At 38.0% G+C, this 17,100-nt stretch carries 15 protein-coding genes; 5 read left to right on the forward strand and 10 right to left on the reverse strand.

The annotated features are described in order from the left end of the window. Positions 1–75 precede the first annotated feature (75 nt). The 5 genes from pflB to rdgB form a co-directional block, all read right to left on the reverse strand. Positions 76–2,388 (reverse strand): formate C-acetyltransferase, encoded by a 2,313-nt coding sequence (gene pflB / locus PARA_RS01520; protein ID WP_014064229.1) that lies wholly within the window; start codon positions 2,386–2,388, stop codon positions 76–78. 53 nt (positions 2,389–2,441) lie between these two features. After that, positions 2,442–3,296 carry a formate transporter FocA gene (gene focA / locus PARA_RS01525; RefSeq protein ID WP_014064230.1) on the reverse strand — a complete coding sequence of 285 codons (855 nt, stop codon included), beginning with the start codon at positions 3,294–3,296 and terminating at the stop codon, positions 2,442–2,444. A gap of 214 nt (positions 3,297–3,510) precedes the next feature. Continuing rightward, complete coding sequence (locus tag PARA_RS01530; RefSeq protein WP_014064231.1) at positions 3,511–3,861, reverse strand: helix-hairpin-helix domain-containing protein; 351 nt, start codon at positions 3,859–3,861, stop codon at positions 3,511–3,513. A gap of 144 nt (positions 3,862–4,005) precedes the next feature. After that, positions 4,006–4,323 (reverse strand): heavy metal-binding domain-containing protein, encoded by a 318-nt coding sequence (locus PARA_RS01535; protein ID WP_014064232.1) that lies wholly within the window; start codon positions 4,321–4,323, stop codon positions 4,006–4,008. Positions 4,324–4,361: 38 nt separating this feature from the next. Beyond that, entirely contained in the window at positions 4,362–4,961 is a 600-nt protein-coding gene (gene rdgB, locus PARA_RS01540) for an RdgB/HAM1 family non-canonical purine NTP pyrophosphatase (protein ID WP_014064233.1), read from the reverse strand. A 131-nt stretch (positions 4,962–5,092) separates the two neighbouring features. Between rdgB and PARA_RS01545 the strand changes: the two genes are divergently transcribed. Further along, positions 5,093–5,464 carry a DUF305 domain-containing protein gene (locus PARA_RS01545; RefSeq protein ID WP_014064234.1) on the forward strand — a complete coding sequence of 124 codons (372 nt, stop codon included), beginning with the start codon at positions 5,093–5,095 and terminating at the stop codon, positions 5,462–5,464. A 48-nt stretch (positions 5,465–5,512) separates the two neighbouring features. Here PARA_RS01545 and ispH read toward each other — a convergent pair whose 3' ends face one another. The 3 genes from ispH to glmU all read right to left on the reverse strand — a co-directional run bounded on the left by ispH (position 5,513) and on the right by glmU (position 8,432). After that, positions 5,513–6,457: a 4-hydroxy-3-methylbut-2-enyl diphosphate reductase gene (gene ispH / locus PARA_RS01550; RefSeq protein WP_014064235.1), complete on the reverse strand. Its 945-nt coding sequence runs from the start codon at positions 6,455–6,457 to the stop codon at positions 5,513–5,515. Continuing rightward, positions 6,454–6,945 (reverse strand): signal peptidase II, encoded by a 492-nt coding sequence (gene lspA / locus PARA_RS01555; RefSeq protein ID WP_014064236.1) that lies wholly within the window; start codon positions 6,943–6,945, stop codon positions 6,454–6,456. The genes ispH and lspA overlap by 4 nt, the downstream gene beginning before the upstream one ends. A 116-nt stretch (positions 6,946–7,061) precedes the next feature. Beyond that, positions 7,062–8,432 carry a bifunctional UDP-N-acetylglucosamine diphosphorylase/glucosamine-1-phosphate N-acetyltransferase GlmU gene (glmU, locus tag PARA_RS01560; protein WP_014064237.1) on the reverse strand — a complete coding sequence of 457 codons (1,371 nt, stop codon included), beginning with the start codon at positions 8,430–8,432 and terminating at the stop codon, positions 7,062–7,064. 260 nt (positions 8,433–8,692) lie between these two features. Between glmU and pyrG the strand changes: the two genes are divergently transcribed. Beyond that, entirely contained in the window at positions 8,693–10,330 is a 1,638-nt protein-coding gene (gene pyrG, locus PARA_RS01565; RefSeq protein WP_014064238.1) for a glutamine hydrolyzing CTP synthase, read from the forward strand. A 93-nt stretch (positions 10,331–10,423) separates the two neighbouring features. On the opposite strand, the gene PARA_RS01570 is transcribed toward pyrG, so the two are convergent. Then, complete coding sequence (locus PARA_RS01570; RefSeq protein WP_014064239.1) at positions 10,424–11,377, reverse strand: hypothetical protein; 954 nt, start codon at positions 11,375–11,377, stop codon at positions 10,424–10,426. A gap of 260 nt (positions 11,378–11,637) precedes the next feature. Here PARA_RS01570 and PARA_RS01575 point away from each other — a divergent pair, with 260 nt between their 5' ends. From PARA_RS01575 to PARA_RS01585, 3 genes are all read left to right on the forward strand, one after another. Next, a complete protein-coding gene (locus PARA_RS01575) occupies positions 11,638–12,477 on the forward strand; it encodes a hypothetical protein (RefSeq protein ID WP_014064240.1) in 840 nt (279 codons plus the stop codon). A 36-nt stretch (positions 12,478–12,513) separates the two neighbouring features. Then, on the forward strand, positions 12,514–14,079 hold the full coding sequence (locus PARA_RS01580; RefSeq protein ID WP_014064241.1) for a DUF6630 family protein: 1,566 nt from the start codon (positions 12,514–12,516) through the stop codon (positions 14,077–14,079). A gap of 226 nt (positions 14,080–14,305) precedes the next feature. Beyond that, entirely contained in the window at positions 14,306–15,241 is a 936-nt protein-coding gene (locus tag PARA_RS01585) for a glycosyltransferase family 2 protein (protein WP_014064242.1), read from the forward strand. A 73-nt stretch (positions 15,242–15,314) separates the two neighbouring features. Here PARA_RS01585 and PARA_RS01590 read toward each other — a convergent pair whose 3' ends face one another. After that, positions 15,315–17,099 carry a DUF4153 domain-containing protein gene (locus PARA_RS01590; RefSeq protein WP_014064243.1) on the reverse strand — a complete coding sequence of 595 codons (1,785 nt, stop codon included), beginning with the start codon at positions 17,097–17,099 and terminating at the stop codon, positions 15,315–15,317. Position 17,100 lies beyond the last annotated feature (1 nt).

The raw sequence follows: 17,100 nt of genomic DNA on the forward strand, positions 1-17,100 counted from the left end.
AAAAAATGAGCCTGACTTAAATCAGGCTCATAATTTTTATGTTCCCGCTAAAGTGCGGTTAAATTTTATCGTGTTTTAGAACGATTCTGTGAATGTACGAGTGACGACGTCTTGTTGTTGCTCTTTAGTTAAAGAGTTGAAACGTACTGCGTAACCAGATACACGAATGGTTAATTGCGGATATTTATCCGGATTTTCCATTGCATCTAATAACATTTCACGGTTTAACACGTTCACGTTTAAGTGTTGACCGCCCTCTACTGTTGCTTCATGGTGGAAGTAACCATCCATTAAGCCAGCAAGGTTGCGACGTTGTGCTTCTGCATCTTTACCTAACGCATTTGGTACGATTGAGAAGGTGTAAGAAATACCATCTTTCGCGTAAGCAAATGGAAGTTTAGCCACAGAAGTTAATGACGCTACCGCACCTTTTTGGTCACGACCGTGCATTGGGTTCGCACCTGGTCCGAATGGCGCACCTGAGCGACGACCATCTGGGGTGTTACCTGTTTTCTTACCATAAACTACGTTAGAAGTAATGGTTAATACAGATTGTGTAGGCACAGCGTTGCGGTAAGTTTTAAGTTTTTGAATTTTCTTCATGAAACGTTCAACTAAGTCACAAGCGATGTCATCAACACGGTTGTCGTTGTTACCATATTGTGGATATTCACCTTCGATTTCGAAGTCGATTGCTACGTTGCTTGCTACAACATTGCCATCTTTATCTTTGATGTCGCCACGAACAGGTTTAACTTTCGCATATTTAATTGCTGAAAGTGAGTCTGCTGCAACAGAAAGACCTGCGATACCACAAGCCATAGTACGGTATACATCACGATCATGTAACGCCATTAATGCAGCTTCGTATGAATATTTATCGTGCATATAGTGGATGATGTTTAAGGCAGTCACATATTGTTTTGCCAACCAATCCATAAAGCTGTCCATACGAGTCATGACTGTGTCGAAATCTAACACTTCATCAGTGATTGGTGCAGTTTTCGGACCAACTTGCATACCTAATTTTTCATCAATACCGCCGTTGATTGCGTATAACAATGTTTTCGCTAAGTTTGCACGCGCACCGAAGAATTGCATTTGTTTACCCACAACCATTGGTGATACACAACATGCGATTGCGTAGTCATCATTGTTGAAGTCTGGACGCATTAAATCATCATTTTCGTATTGAACTGATGATGTATCAATCGATACTTTCGCACAGAAACGTTTGAAGTTTTCAGGTAATTGTTCAGACCAAAGAATTGTTAAGTTTGGTTCTGGAGAAGTACCCATGTTGTAAAGGGTGTGTAAAATACGGAAGGTATTTTTGGTTACTAATGTACGGCCGTCTAACCCCATACCTGCGATGGTTTCAGTTGCCCACATTGGGTCACCAGAGAATAATTGATCGTATTCTGGTGTACGTAAGAAACGAACCATACGAAGTTTCATGACTAAGTGGTCAACTAATTCTTGCGCTTCAGTTTCAGTAATTTTACCCGCTTTTAAATCACGTTCGATATAGATATCGATGAAGGTTGCAGTACGACCGAATGACATCGCTGCACCGTTTTGTGATTTGATTGCAGCTAAGTAAGCAAAGTACATCCATTGAATGGCTTCTTTAGCATTGGTTGCTGGGTTAGAAATATCGTAACCGTAGCTTGCTGCCATTTGTTTCATTTGGCCTAATGCACGGTGTTGTTCTGCGATTTCTTCACGTAAACGGATAGTTGCTTCAAGATTTACGCCATCTTCTAAGTCTTTTTGTAAAGAAGAGAATTGTGCGTATTTATCTTTCATTAAGAAGTCTACACCGTAAAGTGCTACACGACGGTAGTCACCGATGATACGGCCACGACCGTAAGCATCAGGGAGACCAGTTAATACACCTGATTTACGGCAACGTAAAATGTCTGGCGTATAAACATCGAATACACCTTGGTTATGTGTTTTACGGTATTCAGTGAAGATTTTTTTCACTTCAGGATTTAATTCACGACCGTAAACTTTACATGAACCATCCACCATTTTAATACCACCAAATGGCATAATGGCACGTTTTAATGGAGCATCAGTTTGAAGACCTACGATTTTCTCCAAGTCTTTATTGATGTAGCCTGGAGCGTGAGAAATAATCGTTGAAGGCGTATGTTCGTCAAAGTCTAATGGCGCGTGAGTGCGGTTTTCAACTTTGATCCCTTCCATTACGGTTTCCCAAAGTTTTGTTGTCGCTTCGGTTGGACCTGCTAAGAAAGAATCATCACCTTCATACGGGGTGTAGTTCTTCTGAATAAAATCACGCACGTTGACATTTTCTTGCCAGTCACCGGCAACAAACCCTGTCCACGCAACTTTTTGTGCTTCATTAAGTTCTGACATAGTCATTTCCTTTTTTAATTGATAAAAAATAAGTCTGTTAGTTCGTTAGTACATTAGTGAGCTTTAGTTAAATAACGTTGGAATAAGCCGATACAAACTGCGCCGCCCACAATGTTGCCCAACGTTACGGGAATTAAATTCTTCACAATGAAATGATAAAGATCTAAGTCTGCATATTTCATTGGATCCACACCTATTTGTTGCCAAAATTCTGGTGTACTAAAATGTGCTGTAATAATGCCAAGCGGAATCATAAACATATTTGCCACACAGTGCTCAAAACCTGATGCCACAAATAAGCCAATCGGCATAATCATAATAAATGCTTTGTCTGTAACAGTTTTACCAGAATAAGACATCCATACTGCTACACACACCATAATGTTACATAAAATACCAAGGTTAAATGCTTCAAACCAAGTATGATGAATTTTATGTTGCGCGGTTGCCAAAATGGTTAAACCCCATTGACCACTCGCTGCCATGGTTTGTCCCCCAAACCAAATCACCGCAGCAATAAATAAACCGCCTACAAAGTTGCCTAAATATACCACAATCCAATTTCGAATCATTTGTGTTGTGGTTATTTTTCCGCCTACGCGGGCAACTAAGGTTAAAGTAGAAGAGGTGAATAATTCAGATCCTAAAATTACCACCATAATTACGCCTAAAGAGAAGACTAACCCACCGACTAACTTGGTTAATCCCCAAGGCGCTCCTGCGCTTGCTGTTTGTGTCGTCGTATAGAATACAAAGGCTAAAGCAATACAAGCCCCAGCACTAATACCAGACAGAAATGATAAAAATGGGCGTTTTTGCGCTTTATACGCAGCGACGCTTTCAGCATAATCCGTTGCTTCAACTGGTGTGAGAGCAACAGAAGATTGATTTAAATTTTCTGATGCCATATCTAACTCCAAATAGTTGGTTTATTATTTCTTATACTACAACATAGGTATTCCTATACCCATTTGGTATTCTACTCTCTTATGAAACCATTGCAAGAAATCCCCGACTTATTCCAAAAAAATTTGATATATTGCAAGTTTTGGTAAATTTTGTCTTCAAATACAAAAAAAGCGAGATATCACTATCCCGCTTTTTATGTATAAATAACCTAGATTAAAACGCAATACGATCGCGATTTTTCTCTAAGGTTGCTTTACCAATACCTTGTACTTCAAGCAATTGTTCTGCCATAGTGAAATTACCGTGCTTTTCACGATACTGCACAATGGCTTCCGCCTTTTTCGCACCAATACCAATTAGCGCTTTTTGAATTTCTGATGCACTGGCGGTATTGATATTTAATTTATCACTCACTGCTTGTTGTGTAGTTTGTGATGCGGTTTGTTGCTGAACTTGCACTTGAGGTTGAGCCTGTTCAGCCACCTTATCTTCTGCAAACACTTGCGAGCTCAACATTGTGGTTGCAACAAATAATGAACTAAATAAATGTTTCATCAATTTCATAAAAATGCCCTTTATTAACAAAAAGTACCGTTGATTCATATCAACAGCGACATTTTTAAGAAACACCAAAAACACGCAAGAAATTGACCGCACTTTTGCGATCCTGATCGCAAAAATTACATTTAAGCAAATGAAAAAACGACCTTAGCGCACCACCACTGCCGTGCCACTTGCTATCACCATAAACATGCTTTTCGTGCCTACCGTTGTGTAGTTAACTTCTACGCCAACAATAGCATTAGCACCCAAGGCATGTGCTTTATCTTCCAGCTCTTTCAACGCATCTTGACGCGCACGACTAATACGACGCTCATAAACACTAGAACGCCCACCAATCACATCTGTGATACCAGCAAAAAAATCACGCATGAAGTTTGCACCAGCAATCACTTCGCCAAAGACGACTTGTTTGTATTCTACGATTTGTTTTCCTTCAACATTAGGGGTTGTTGTCACAATCATTTTGTATCCTTAAATTCTCGTTAAAAATTAACCGCACTTTAGGCGCTTAATTTTGATTTTAATACGGCCAATGCCTTCGCACGATGAGAGATTTTCTTTTTCTCTACGGTTTCTAATTCGGCAAAAGTACAGCCTTTTTCTGGGCTAAAAAAGAGTGAATCGTAACCGAAGCCATTTTCACCTTTTTCTTCATAAATAATCTGCCCGTCACATTCACCTTGAGCAATGATAGGAGAAGGATCACTTGGGTGTTGTAATAACACAATCGTACTCACAAATTTTGCTTGGCGACATTCAGTCGGTACATCAGCTAATTCTGCCAATAATTTTTCTCGGTTTTTCGCATCAGCTTCGTCACCATCCACACCTGCATAACGAGCAGAATACAATCCAGGCGCACCATTTAACGCATCCACCACAAGACCGGAATCATCTGCAATGGCCGGTAAACCTGATTTTTCAGATGCATAACGCGCTTTCAAAATCGCATTTTCGACAAACGTTAAGCCTGTTTCCTCTGGGCTTTCGATGCCTAAATCGGTCTGAGCAATCACTTCAAAACCGAAATCGGCTAATACGTCTGCCATTTCTTTTACTTTGCCTTTATTGCCAGTGGCAAGCACAATTTTTTGCTTCATGATTCTGTCCCTCATATCAAATATTGTCTTATTTTAGCACCTCACCAAAAATTTTCGGAATAAATATTGACTTTAACCTTAGGTCAAGGTTTATGATTCGTGCTCATTCAGTTATCACATAGGAGAAAAACATGAAAAAACTTATGACTTTTATCACACTTAGCGTTGCTGCAGTTTCAATTTATGCCCAAGCTAATGAACAACCGCATCAAGCACACATGAATATGCCAATGTCGACAGATTCTGCAATGCAACAAGAATTAATGCAAGGTATGAGTCAAATGCATCAAGACATGATGGCAGCTGCGCAATATAAAGATCCTGATGTTGCTTTTGCAGCAGGTATGTTGCCACACCATATTGGCGCAGTAAAAATGGCGGAAGTTGAATTAAAATACGGAAAAGATCCTGAGATGCGTAAGCTTGCTGAGAATATTATTAACGCTCAACAGGCAGAAATTGAACAAATGCAGAAATGGCTTAAAGTGCACAATAAAAAATAAAATAACACAAAAAAAGTGCGGTAAATTAACCGCACTTTTTTAATAGAATTAGTTTACTTCTTTTATTCGTAGTTCTTTTGGCACTTCAAAGAACATATTTTCTTCTAAACCTTGAAGCTCTTCGATACTATCCGCACCAAATTCTTTTAATCGAGCAATCACGGATTGCACCAACTCTTCTGGTGCTGAAGCGCCTGCTGTTACGCCAATTGTTTCAACACCTTCAAACCAATCTGCCGCCACATCATTTGGATCATCAATCAATTTTGATTTCACGCCCATACGCGATGCCAACTCAGCTAAACGATTAGAATTCGATGAGTTTTTAGAGCCGACAACCACCACTAAATCACACTGTTTTGCCAATTCACGCACGGCTTCTTGGCGATTGGTTGTCGCATAGCAAATATCATTTTTATGAGGCCCTTGAATTGCAGGATATTTGCTTTTCAATGCACTGATAGTCTCTGCTGTATCATCAAGAGAAAGCGTGGTTTGTGTCATAAAGGTTAAATCATCATTTTCTTGAACCGGCAAACGAGCAATATCTTCTACGCTTTCAATTAAGAAAATACCACCTTCGGTATTATTATACTGCCCCATTGTGCCTTCCACTTCTGGATGCCCTTTGTGTCCGATCAAAATCGCTTTCGTTCCTTTACGGCTCGCACGTGCGACTTGCATATGCACTTTGGTTACCAACGGACAAGTTGCATCAAACACTTTTAACTGACGATCTTTTGCTTCTTGACGAACGGCTTGTGACACACCATGGGCGGAGAAAATCACAATGGCGCCATCTGGCACTTCACTTAGTTCTTCCACAAAAATCGCCCCACGCTCACGTAAACCATTCACCACAAAACGGTTATGCACCACTTCGTGACGGACATAGATCGGTGCACCATGAATTTCAAGCGCTAATTCAACAATGCTAATGGCTCGATCAACACCCGCGCAAAATCCGCGAGGATTAGCTAAAATTATCTTCATTTTTGACCGCTCTTTTTATCACCTTTAAAGGCATCTAATGCTAATAAACCCGCACCAATACAAATGGCAATATCTGCCACATTAAATACCGGATAATGATGAATATCCCAATAAAAATCTAAGAAATCCACTACAAAACCGTTATACGCTCGGTCCACCATATTGGCTAACGCGCCACCAATAATCAGCGCATAGGCTGAGTTTTGTAATTTTTGCTCTGCAGAATTCTTTTTCATAAAGTAAGTCAGCATCAAAGAAATCCCAATCGCAAGCACAATAAAGAAATATTTCTGCCAACCATCATGTTCAGCAAGGAAGCTAAACGCTGCGCCATAGTTACGCACATAGGTTAAATTAAAAACGGGCAATATGTTCACACTTTCATAGAGATCAAAGCGTTGCACTACGATATATTTGGTCAGTAAATCGAGGATAAATGCGACCGCACTTAACCAAAGGAATGAAAGTCCTGTTTTATTTTTTGTCATAGGAAATTATCTGTCTTTATAAATGGACGATGATTTTAGCAACTCGAACAACCTTTATAAAGTAAAAGGCATCAAATTATAAAAGGCGAACACATTGGTTCGCCTTTCAATGTTAATTACTTTTTCTTCACCGGTCTTTGCCAACCTTGAATATGACGTTGTGGCACACGAGTGATCACAAGCTCATCTTTTTCAACGTTTTTCGTAATGGTTGAACCCGCACCGATAGTTGCACCATCGGCCACAGTAACTGGTGCAACTAATTGTGTATCAGAACCTATGAATACATCGTTACCAATGATCGTTTTAAATTTATTCGCACCGTCATAGTTACAAGTAATGACACCTGCACCAATGTTACAGTTTTCACCGATTTCAGTATCACCCACATAAGTAAGGTGGTTGACTTTAGAACCTTTACCTACTGTGGATTTTTTAATTTCCACGAAGTTGCCCACATGGGTTTCTGCCGCTAATTCAGCACCTGGACGTAAACGAGAGAATGGACCAATCGCCGCTTTCTCACCAATTGTGGCATCTTCTAAAACAGAATAAGGCTTGATCTCAACATCATCACCAATGGTCACGTTTTTCAATACACAACCTGCACCGATTTTTACTCGATTACCTAAACGTACATTGCCTTCCACAATCACGTTCACATCAATTTCAACATCTTTACCGTGTTCTAATGTCCCACGTAAATCAAAACGCTCTGGGTCAATTAACATCACACCAGCAAGTAAAAGTTTTTCTGCTTGTTTGCGTTGATAATAGCGTTCCATTTTGGCTAATTGCAGGCGGTTATTCACCCCTTCAACTTCCATAAAATCAGTTGCTTGAACAGCTACAATCGGACAACCATCTTGATGAGCTAAGCCAATTACATCAGTAATATAAAACTCGCCTTGTGCATTATTATTATCTAAACGCGCTAACCATTTTTTGAAACTTGCACCATCTGAAACTAACACACCCGTATTAATCTCTTGAATTTTGAGTTGCTCAGGCGTTGCATCTTTTTGTTCAACAATCCCTACAACTTTGCCATTTTCACGTACGATTCGACCATAACCTGTTGGGTTATCTAATACAACGGTTAACACTGCGATACCATTTTCAGGTTTCGCATCGATTAATTTTTGCAATGTTTCCGGTGTAATCATTGGGCCATCGCCATACACCATTAAAACATTTTCATCATCACGGAAAAAAGGCATCGCTTGTTGCATAGCATGTCCAGTGCCCAATTGTTCCGCTTGGAATACCCAGTTCACGCTTTCATTTACCAAACGCTCACGCATTAATTCGCCACCGTGACCATAAATTAAATGCACGTTTTCTGCACCTAATTGATTCGCTGTATCGATCACATGTTTTACCATCGGTTTACCTGCTACTTTGTGCAAGACTTTTGGTAAATCAGAATACATACGAGTGCCTTTACCGGCCGCTAAAATTACCACGCTTAATGCTTTATTTGTCATAAATTCTTCTCTTCTTTGTAAAAAAATTTGGGCGTATTCTATCGTAGAATAGAGAATATGATAAGCCATTTAATTTTCATGCATTCCTGACAAGACAAGATTGTATAAAAATCTCAAATCCTGTAAACTATCCTCCCGTCTTGATAGCTAATCATCTTTTTCTTTTGTTTTTGACCGCACTTTTCAGCATTCTGCACAAATTTGCATAAAAGATGATTGGCTATAATCATTTTTATCCCAACATTTTTAGGTCTCTCACTATGGCTACAAATTATATTTTCGTCACAGGCGGTGTGGTTTCATCGTTAGGTAAAGGTATTGCTGCAGCATCATTGGCAGCAATTTTAGAAGCACGTGGCTTAAACGTGACTATTATGAAATTAGACCCTTACATCAACGTGGACCCAGGTACAATGAGCCCAACCCAACACGGCGAAGTGTTCGTGACACAAGACGGGGCGGAAACCGATTTAGACTTAGGTCACTACGAGCGTTTTATTCGTACCAAAATGACAAAACGCAATAACTTCACGACAGGTAAAATTTACTCAGAAGTATTACGCAAAGAGCGTCGTGGTGATTATTTAGGTGCGACAATTCAAGTTATCCCACACATCACCAATGAAATCAAAGATCGCGTGATTGCCGGTGCGCAAGGCCATGATGTGGTTATCGTGGAAGTAGGCGGAACAGTGGGTGATATTGAATCACTTCCATTCTTAGAAGCACTGCGCCAACTTGCCGTACAAGTGGGCCGTGAGCATACTATTTTTATGCACTTAACTTTAGTGCCATACATCCCAACGGCGGGCGAAGTAAAAACCAAGCCAACCCAACATTCTGTAAAAGAATTACTTTCGATTGGTATTCAACCGGATGTGCTTATCTGCCGTTCAGATCGCATGATTCCACCAAATGAGCGTGCAAAAATCGCCTTATTCTGTAACGTACCAGAACGTGCCGTCATCTCATTAAAAGATGTGAATTCGATCTACCAAATTCCGGCATTATTGAAATCACAAGGTTTAGATGAATTCATCTGCCAACGTTTCCACTTAGACTGTCCTGAAGCCGATCTTTCAGAATGGGAACAAGTGCTTTATCAAGAAGCCAACCCAGTGGGCGATGTGACCATCGGTATGGTAGGTAAATATACTGAATTACCAGATGCTTATAAATCAGTGAATGAAGCCTTAAAACACGCAGGTTTGAAAAACCGTTTAAGTGTGCATATCAAATACATTGATTCACAAGATGTCGAAACCAAAGGCACTGAAGTATTGAAAGGCGTCGATGGTATTTTAGTACCGGGCGGCTTTGGCTATCGTGGTGTAGAAGGCAAAATTTTGACCGCAAAATATGCACGTGAAAACAATGTGCCTTACCTCGGTATTTGTTTAGGGATGCAAATTGCGTTAATCGAATATGCGCGCAACGTGGCTGGCCTTGAAAAAGCGAACTCATCTGAATTTGATCGTCACTGTGAGCAACCTGTTGTGGGTTTGATTACAGAATGGCAAGATGCGGAAGGTCACATTGAAACCCGTGATGATAATTCTGATCTCGGTGGTACGATGCGTTTAGGTGCACAACAATGTCATTTAATTGAAGGCTCAAAAGCGCGTGCATTATATGGCAAAGAAACCATCGAAGAACGTCACCGTCACCGCTATGAAGTGAACAACAACCTGCTCCCACAAATTGAAAAAGCAGGTCTTAAAGTGACGGGCTTATCTGCGGATCGTAAATTAGTGGAAATCATTGAAGTACCAAACCACCCATGGTTTGTAGCATGTCAATTCCACCCAGAATTTACGTCAACGCCACGTGATGGTCACCCATTATTCGAAGGTTTTGTCAAAGCAGCCAGAGAAAATCAGTTAAAAACTGAAAAGTAATTTACTGATAATTCCATAAACAAGTGCGGTCAAAAATTCTTGTGTTTTTGACCGCACTTTGCATTTTTAAGCATTTTAATTTGATTGATTCGATTACCGTTTCACCAAACGATAAGGCAAGATCTGCATTTTACATTTATCAGAAATATCATCTGAATCGAAATTATTAATAAAATGCCAATGTGCGGTATCTTTTGTTAAATCAGTAAGATAAATTTGAGTGTTACCTACTTTATAACGACACTCACCAATAACAAAATTCCTTTCACTACTTGCTTCATCCATATAATCACCGTGAACAACTTGGATAAGCTTCGCATGATTGGTTAAATCAGTGTAATACCACCAAATATCAAATTTATCTTTATCATTAGCTAACTGAACTTGCAAACTTGGCTCTATAAAGTTCGCATTATAACTATGAGCTTGCATTATTTGTGAACTGATTAACTCATTATGTTTCCAAAGGTAATCATAATTGAGCTGGCGATTTTCATAAAATGCAACTTTACTCTTTAAACGAATCGTCGGTAGAATAACTTCACCTTCAGGTATTTCACAACTGGCTAAGGTAAAATCAGAATAAGGCATCGAAGGCCCCTTACCTTTTATTCGTACAAAAACAAAACTTCCTCTACTCAAACAAGACTGTCCATTAATAGAAATGGTTTCTGGCATGCCTAAGTCAGTATCAGGTTGTTCACCCAATCTAACCAAATCATTGATGCTAACTACATTACTATTTAATGAAAGTTTATTTAAACGAAAATCGCCCCACTTAAAATACGTATTATCGAGCGTAATAACATAATCTGGCGCATCTTCTCCAGTTGTTGCAAAAACAAATGCATTCGGAGATAAATCATCAATACCTGCTAAATACGGTTTATCTTGTAACTGAACGCCTCTAAGCCCCCAATCTTGTGGAGCTGAAGAGAACAAAACATAAAATACAAAATAACTCAAAATAAATAATAACGTGACAACTCCAAACAATATACCAATTGTCCACAAACATATTTCTAATGGTGTCTCTAAACGCTGCATATTTCCTAATATCTCTCTTAATCAATATATTTGTGTATTATGCTTTTCTTATCAATACAGAAAAATACTACTTTCCGGAATACTTTCATCATTTTCTTACCCTATAAAAAAGCAAATTTATTTAACTACACTTCAAAAAACATTTGAATTAGTATAACATTTTAGTCAACTATTTATATAACTTAAACAAGCGGTTATTTTTCAGCGTTTTTTTGCAAAACATTTATTAAATCCGACCGCTTGTGATAAAAGGAACGACTATGCATAAATTTTTACTGACTGCCCTTCTCGCCAGCCTTTCTACCTCTGCTTTCGCACTTTTCCCTGTGCAAACTGATTGGCAAGCAAATCACTTACAAGGCAAAGTGAAATCCGTTATTTCACATTCGGAAGATAATCCTGATGCAGTAGAAGGAGAAGTGGTCACGAACGATGTTCGTCAATTTTATAACGAACAAGGCTTTTTAATTAAGACTGAAGAAATTACCCAAGAATCTGAATTTTCCGATAAAACGACGGCGAATTATCGATATGATCAAAACAATCGATTAGAAGAAATTCGTTCCGATATCTATAAAGAGACTCATGGAAGACTCTACCACTATCAAGAAAACCGCGATGGTTCAGGCGTCATTTTAGAAATCACCTATGTAGGCAAAAAGCCGAAAAAACCGAATTTTCAAGAAGATTACATCAAAAGAGTTTACGACAAAGATGGCAAACTCATCTCTGAAGCCGTTTATTATGCAAAGATGATTGACGGCCATGCGAAAAAATTCCATTACAAGGACGATAAACTCATCAAAGCTTGTGACTTTGATGACAATGGAAAAGAAAGCAATTGCGAAACTTATCGTTATCTAGAAAATGGTAACTTTGTAAATAACACGTCTTTTAATAATGGACGAGCAGATTTTACTTATGACAAAAACCACAATGAATTAAAACGCGAAATTTTTGACCTACATGGGAAATTAGAAGAGACGCTCACAACACGTCATAAATTTGATCAACACGGTAATGTGATTGAAAGCATTATGTATGATGAAAAAGGTATATGGTTAAATAAAACCACAAAGAAATATGAATATTATCAATAAACCACTTTTAAACGACGTATTCTAACTAGGCTGCATATGATGTTTTTTAAATCTAAACCACGCGCTGAAAAATTAGACAAAACATTAACCACCAAACTGGACAAAATCTTTCAATATTTTAAGGCGAAAGAAGAACCATCTGAGTGGTTGTTTGCCAGAAATCACAAGGTTGCGCCAATGGCAATCGCAACCTATTGGCATTATGGTCAAGCCAATTTAGATGAATCGGAATTGCTAGAAAATACGGGGTTATCTGATTTGTACCAACCTCTAGAGTTGCTTCTGACAAAAACAATGAAACTGCCTTGCATTACTCGCAGAGAATTTGAAGAGGAAAATTGGGCTCAATTATTTCTTTCTATTGATTTTAAATTAAACCCAACAGATAGCTCACTTTTTAGAGTTTTTGTTTTTCCTGATCAGGATAGCTTCGTTTTCGCCGAAACAGATCAAGCGGATAATCTTTTTCAGAATATGATGCAGGCAAAGCCATTTAATCAACATAGTCCACATTATGAGCAATTTTTATCCTCAGTTGATGCGGTTTTAAACGCTATTGAAAAGCCTGAAGATTTCACATTATTAGACCAAAAACTCGCCAAAATTGAGCATTATCTTAAAAATCAACCTGATGGCGATTTACTTGTCAAAAACAATGTCTTTGAAACAGATATTTACGCCTATCAATTTTACTATTCTGATAATTGGGACGATTACTCAAAAGAAAAATTTAATGAATTAGATTTTGGCGGTGATATGTATGATTTACAAAGCCAATTTTGTAATCCAATGGGATTCGTACCTGCTTCTCGAGAAGAATTTTTTAATGGTTCTGGCTATTCTTTTTTAAATATTGGGTTCGGCATAAAACCGCATAAGGAATATGAACATATTATTAAAGAAACTGAATTTGAATTTCCGCAAAGAATTGAGCTATTTGCTGGACAACCTATTCGTGATGCTGCATATTCGTTACAACATACTGATAAGCTTTTTATTTTGGATTTAATGGCAGCGATTTATTATGCCAAACCGCTTGATGAACAACATTACAAGTTTGATTTGTTAAAACAAGCCGTTGATTTGATTTGCGATAGCATTGACAGACGTGAAACTGAAATCAATCAAGATGCCTTATTTGATGAGTTAATTACGTTGCTTGAAACGAAAAAATACATCAAAGCAAAATATATTAAGCAAGTTAAAAGCCTCTATAAATGGCTAAATAAAGACCTAGAAAAATGTCGAGAGAAAATGATCGCATTTGGTGATATCTATGAGGACGAAGATTTCGATGAAGAATACGCTAAATTGGAGCTTATCAGAAGTTATCTACATTGCTACCAAGATGACTGGAAAATTGATTATGACTCACTCAATCATTTTCTTTCAGAAGCGCTTGAACAACCTTTCGAAATCACTTTCGAAGAGGCAAAGCATGAGTTTGCACGTATTAAGGCTAAAGTAGAAGCGATAAGTGATTATACTTTACTTTATGTTGATACGGGTTCCGACAATTTCTATTGCTTAGTTTGCCCAAAATCAGCCGCGCCTCGCATAATAGAAATTGCAGACATCTTAAATTTACCTATCAACTATTAAATTTTAGATAAGAAAACTGCCTAGCGGTAATAAAGAGCGGTCAGTTTTTGTTGCATTTTTGCAAAATATCTCAGTAATTAAATAGCGGAATTTGTAATGTGAGTGAAAGGTAATAAAGCCCCCGCTCTATAAAAATATTTTAGATAACTAACAAAGTTAAACTTCTGACTATCGCCGCGATCGTAATTTAAATAGAATACGCTTTTATCTACACGGAAATGAAAAAATGAAACTTGCTGTTATTTTACCCGCATACAATGCAGAAAATTTTATTGCTGAATGTTTAGAGTCATTATTGAATCAGACATTTAGTGATTTTTGTATTCTTGCGGTTAATGATGCTTCTACCGATAACACAGGCAAGATTCTCGAAACTTATGCAGCAAAAGATGCTCGCTTACGTGTTTACCATTTACCACAAAACCAAGGTGAACCTGCTGTCATGCAATTTGCCATGGATATGCTTAACTATATGAATGTTGAATATGTTGCGCGTATGGATGCCGATGATATTTGTGTACCACACCGTTTTGAAAAACAAGTTCAATATTTAGACGAGCATCCCGAAATTGATATTTTAGGAAGTAATGCTCTGCTCTTTAATGATGGGCAAACTGATAAAACGACTAAAATAAGTACACTTCCTCTTTTAGATAAAGATATAAAAGCACATTTTTCTTTAGCTCGTGACCATATCATTAATCCCTCTTCAATGTGGCGACATTCTAGTATCAAAGCACTCAACATCAATTATGCACAAACAGCCACTGCGCCCGATTTTCATATGTGGATACAATGTGCATTGCACAAAAAGAAATTTGCTAATTTACCGGAGCCCTTGTTGCTTTATCGACTACATCCAGGGCAAGAAAGTAAAAAACATGACAAAATTAGTGAGTCTGTTCAATACTCTATGGAGCTCTGGATCAGTCATTTATTTCCAGAATTAACACCTAAAGAAGTCAGCCTATTAAGTCTTATACTGCACGGGAAAACCATTAAATTACGCACTGAAGAGTTTGAAATCGCTTTTTCTGCTTATGACAAGGTTCGTTCCAATAATGGGGATTCGAAATTCGGAGAAGATCGAGAAACCATGTTTAGTATTTTAGACAGACATACGCAAGCTTTAAAAAAGGCATTCTATAAACACATATCTTAATATTTAAAGCGGTCATTTTTAGCTAATTTTTACAAAAAACGCTGTGAAACATCACAGCGTTTTAAATTTATGATTACTTATCAAAAATAGCTTTTGTATATATTCGATTATAGTAATAACCGCTTTCTGGTCTAAATCTCACTTCAAGCTCACTTAAATAAATCGTAAAGCTTGGTCCATCAATTTTTAATAAATCTTGACTAAGTGATTCAAGCTCAGTTTTAGAAATCCTTTTCATCGGGTCTAGCTGATGTTCTTTGAATACTTTGTGAATATGTTCATCCATATTGGTACAATATCTATCGTGATCTTCAATAAAACAAACCTCTTGTTTCTCTTCTTGTTTATCCTCGCTTTCATCAGATTTCATATAAGCCCGAGGCTCTAGACGATAGAATGAATATGTCGGCACTCGAATCCATTTTTTATACGAAGTCACATCAATCGATTCCCATTCAAACGTGACTTTAGTAATAAAATTATTTTCAGGGGTGCTAATACTTTCATCATTGAGGCGAATCTCATCACCATAAATGTAGAATGTAAAAAGTTCTTCGGATTTTTTACCATATTTCTGCTTAAATGCCTCTTTTCTTTCTTCGAAAGGAGGTTCTCCATAAGATTTAATCTCCATTCGATAAAGCAAATAATCTGATACTTTATCTAGTTCATCCCAATCTTTAAGATCGCTTTTCGGCATATTTTCTAAACGTTCGATAAAATCTACATCATCACGAATTTTGCCTGAACTATCGGATAAATTTAGTTTTGTTAATAACTGTTCGAAACGTTCCGTTTGGCTTTGGTAAGCAATTTCTTTTGGCTTAACTACCCAAGTCATGGAGAAAATTGCCACCATGACAACCCCAGAAATCAGGCGGTATTGACGTGCTTTTGGCACAATCAGAATCGCATAAGCAATCGTAATCGCCGTAGCCAAGGCCACTAAATAAATACGTTGTTCCGTCCAAGCATAGGCACTAATACGGCGATCAATCGCCAACCATAGCAACACGATTGGCACAATAGCAAGATATGGATAGAACTTAAAGAAAGTTTCCCAGCGGGCTTTAGCGCAAATAGAACGTAGTGCATATACACCTAAACCGCCAAGCAGGTAAGGCAAAGTAATATTCGCCAGCATCCCTTTTGGTAATACGCCTTCAAAAATAATTTGCACAACATAAGCATAAAGCAACACAGTGAAAATCATCAATGCGGGCGCTAATACAAAATTAACTAAAATTTCAAAAATGCGATTTAACGTCATTTCCGATTTAGCTTGGCGCTGTTGGAATACTAAGAAAAACAGTGGCTGAGTAAAAATGCCTAAAGAAGTATAAAAATGACTGTAGAAACTATCAGAAAACTCGACATTAAAGAGCGTTGTAATCGTAAATAGAATAGCCGCGACTAATCCAAACACCAACAACCATACCGCCGTCGCTAAGCCAATATGGAATAGATTGGTAAAATTACGGTAGGTAAACCCTTGATTATTTTTTTCAAATGGGAAGCCTAATAACACCAGTAACGCAATAAAATTTGCGCCCCAGAATTTTGGACTCGTGAGATAAAACTCTGCACTATCATTAGTCATGCCAATAATGGCCAGCGCCACCAATGGCACAATCCATGAAAAACGATACCAAGAATATGGGCGAGAGAGATAAACAAAGATAAACAACATTGGCTCAAATACCCAATAAGCCAAATGATCATTTCCTTGACGAGGCTCTAATTCCATAAACCAAATTCCAATTGCAAATGCACTAATTAGAAAAATTGCAATCGGATGTGCAGACACTGCATTTTTTATCTGCGCTTTAGTCTTTTCGAAAAATGTTGAAACAGACATA

Origin of the sequence: Haemophilus parainfluenzae T3T1 (assembly GCF_000210895.1) — a bacterium.
Taxonomy (GTDB): domain Bacteria; phylum Pseudomonadota; class Gammaproteobacteria; order Enterobacterales; family Pasteurellaceae; genus Haemophilus_D; species Haemophilus_D parainfluenzae_A.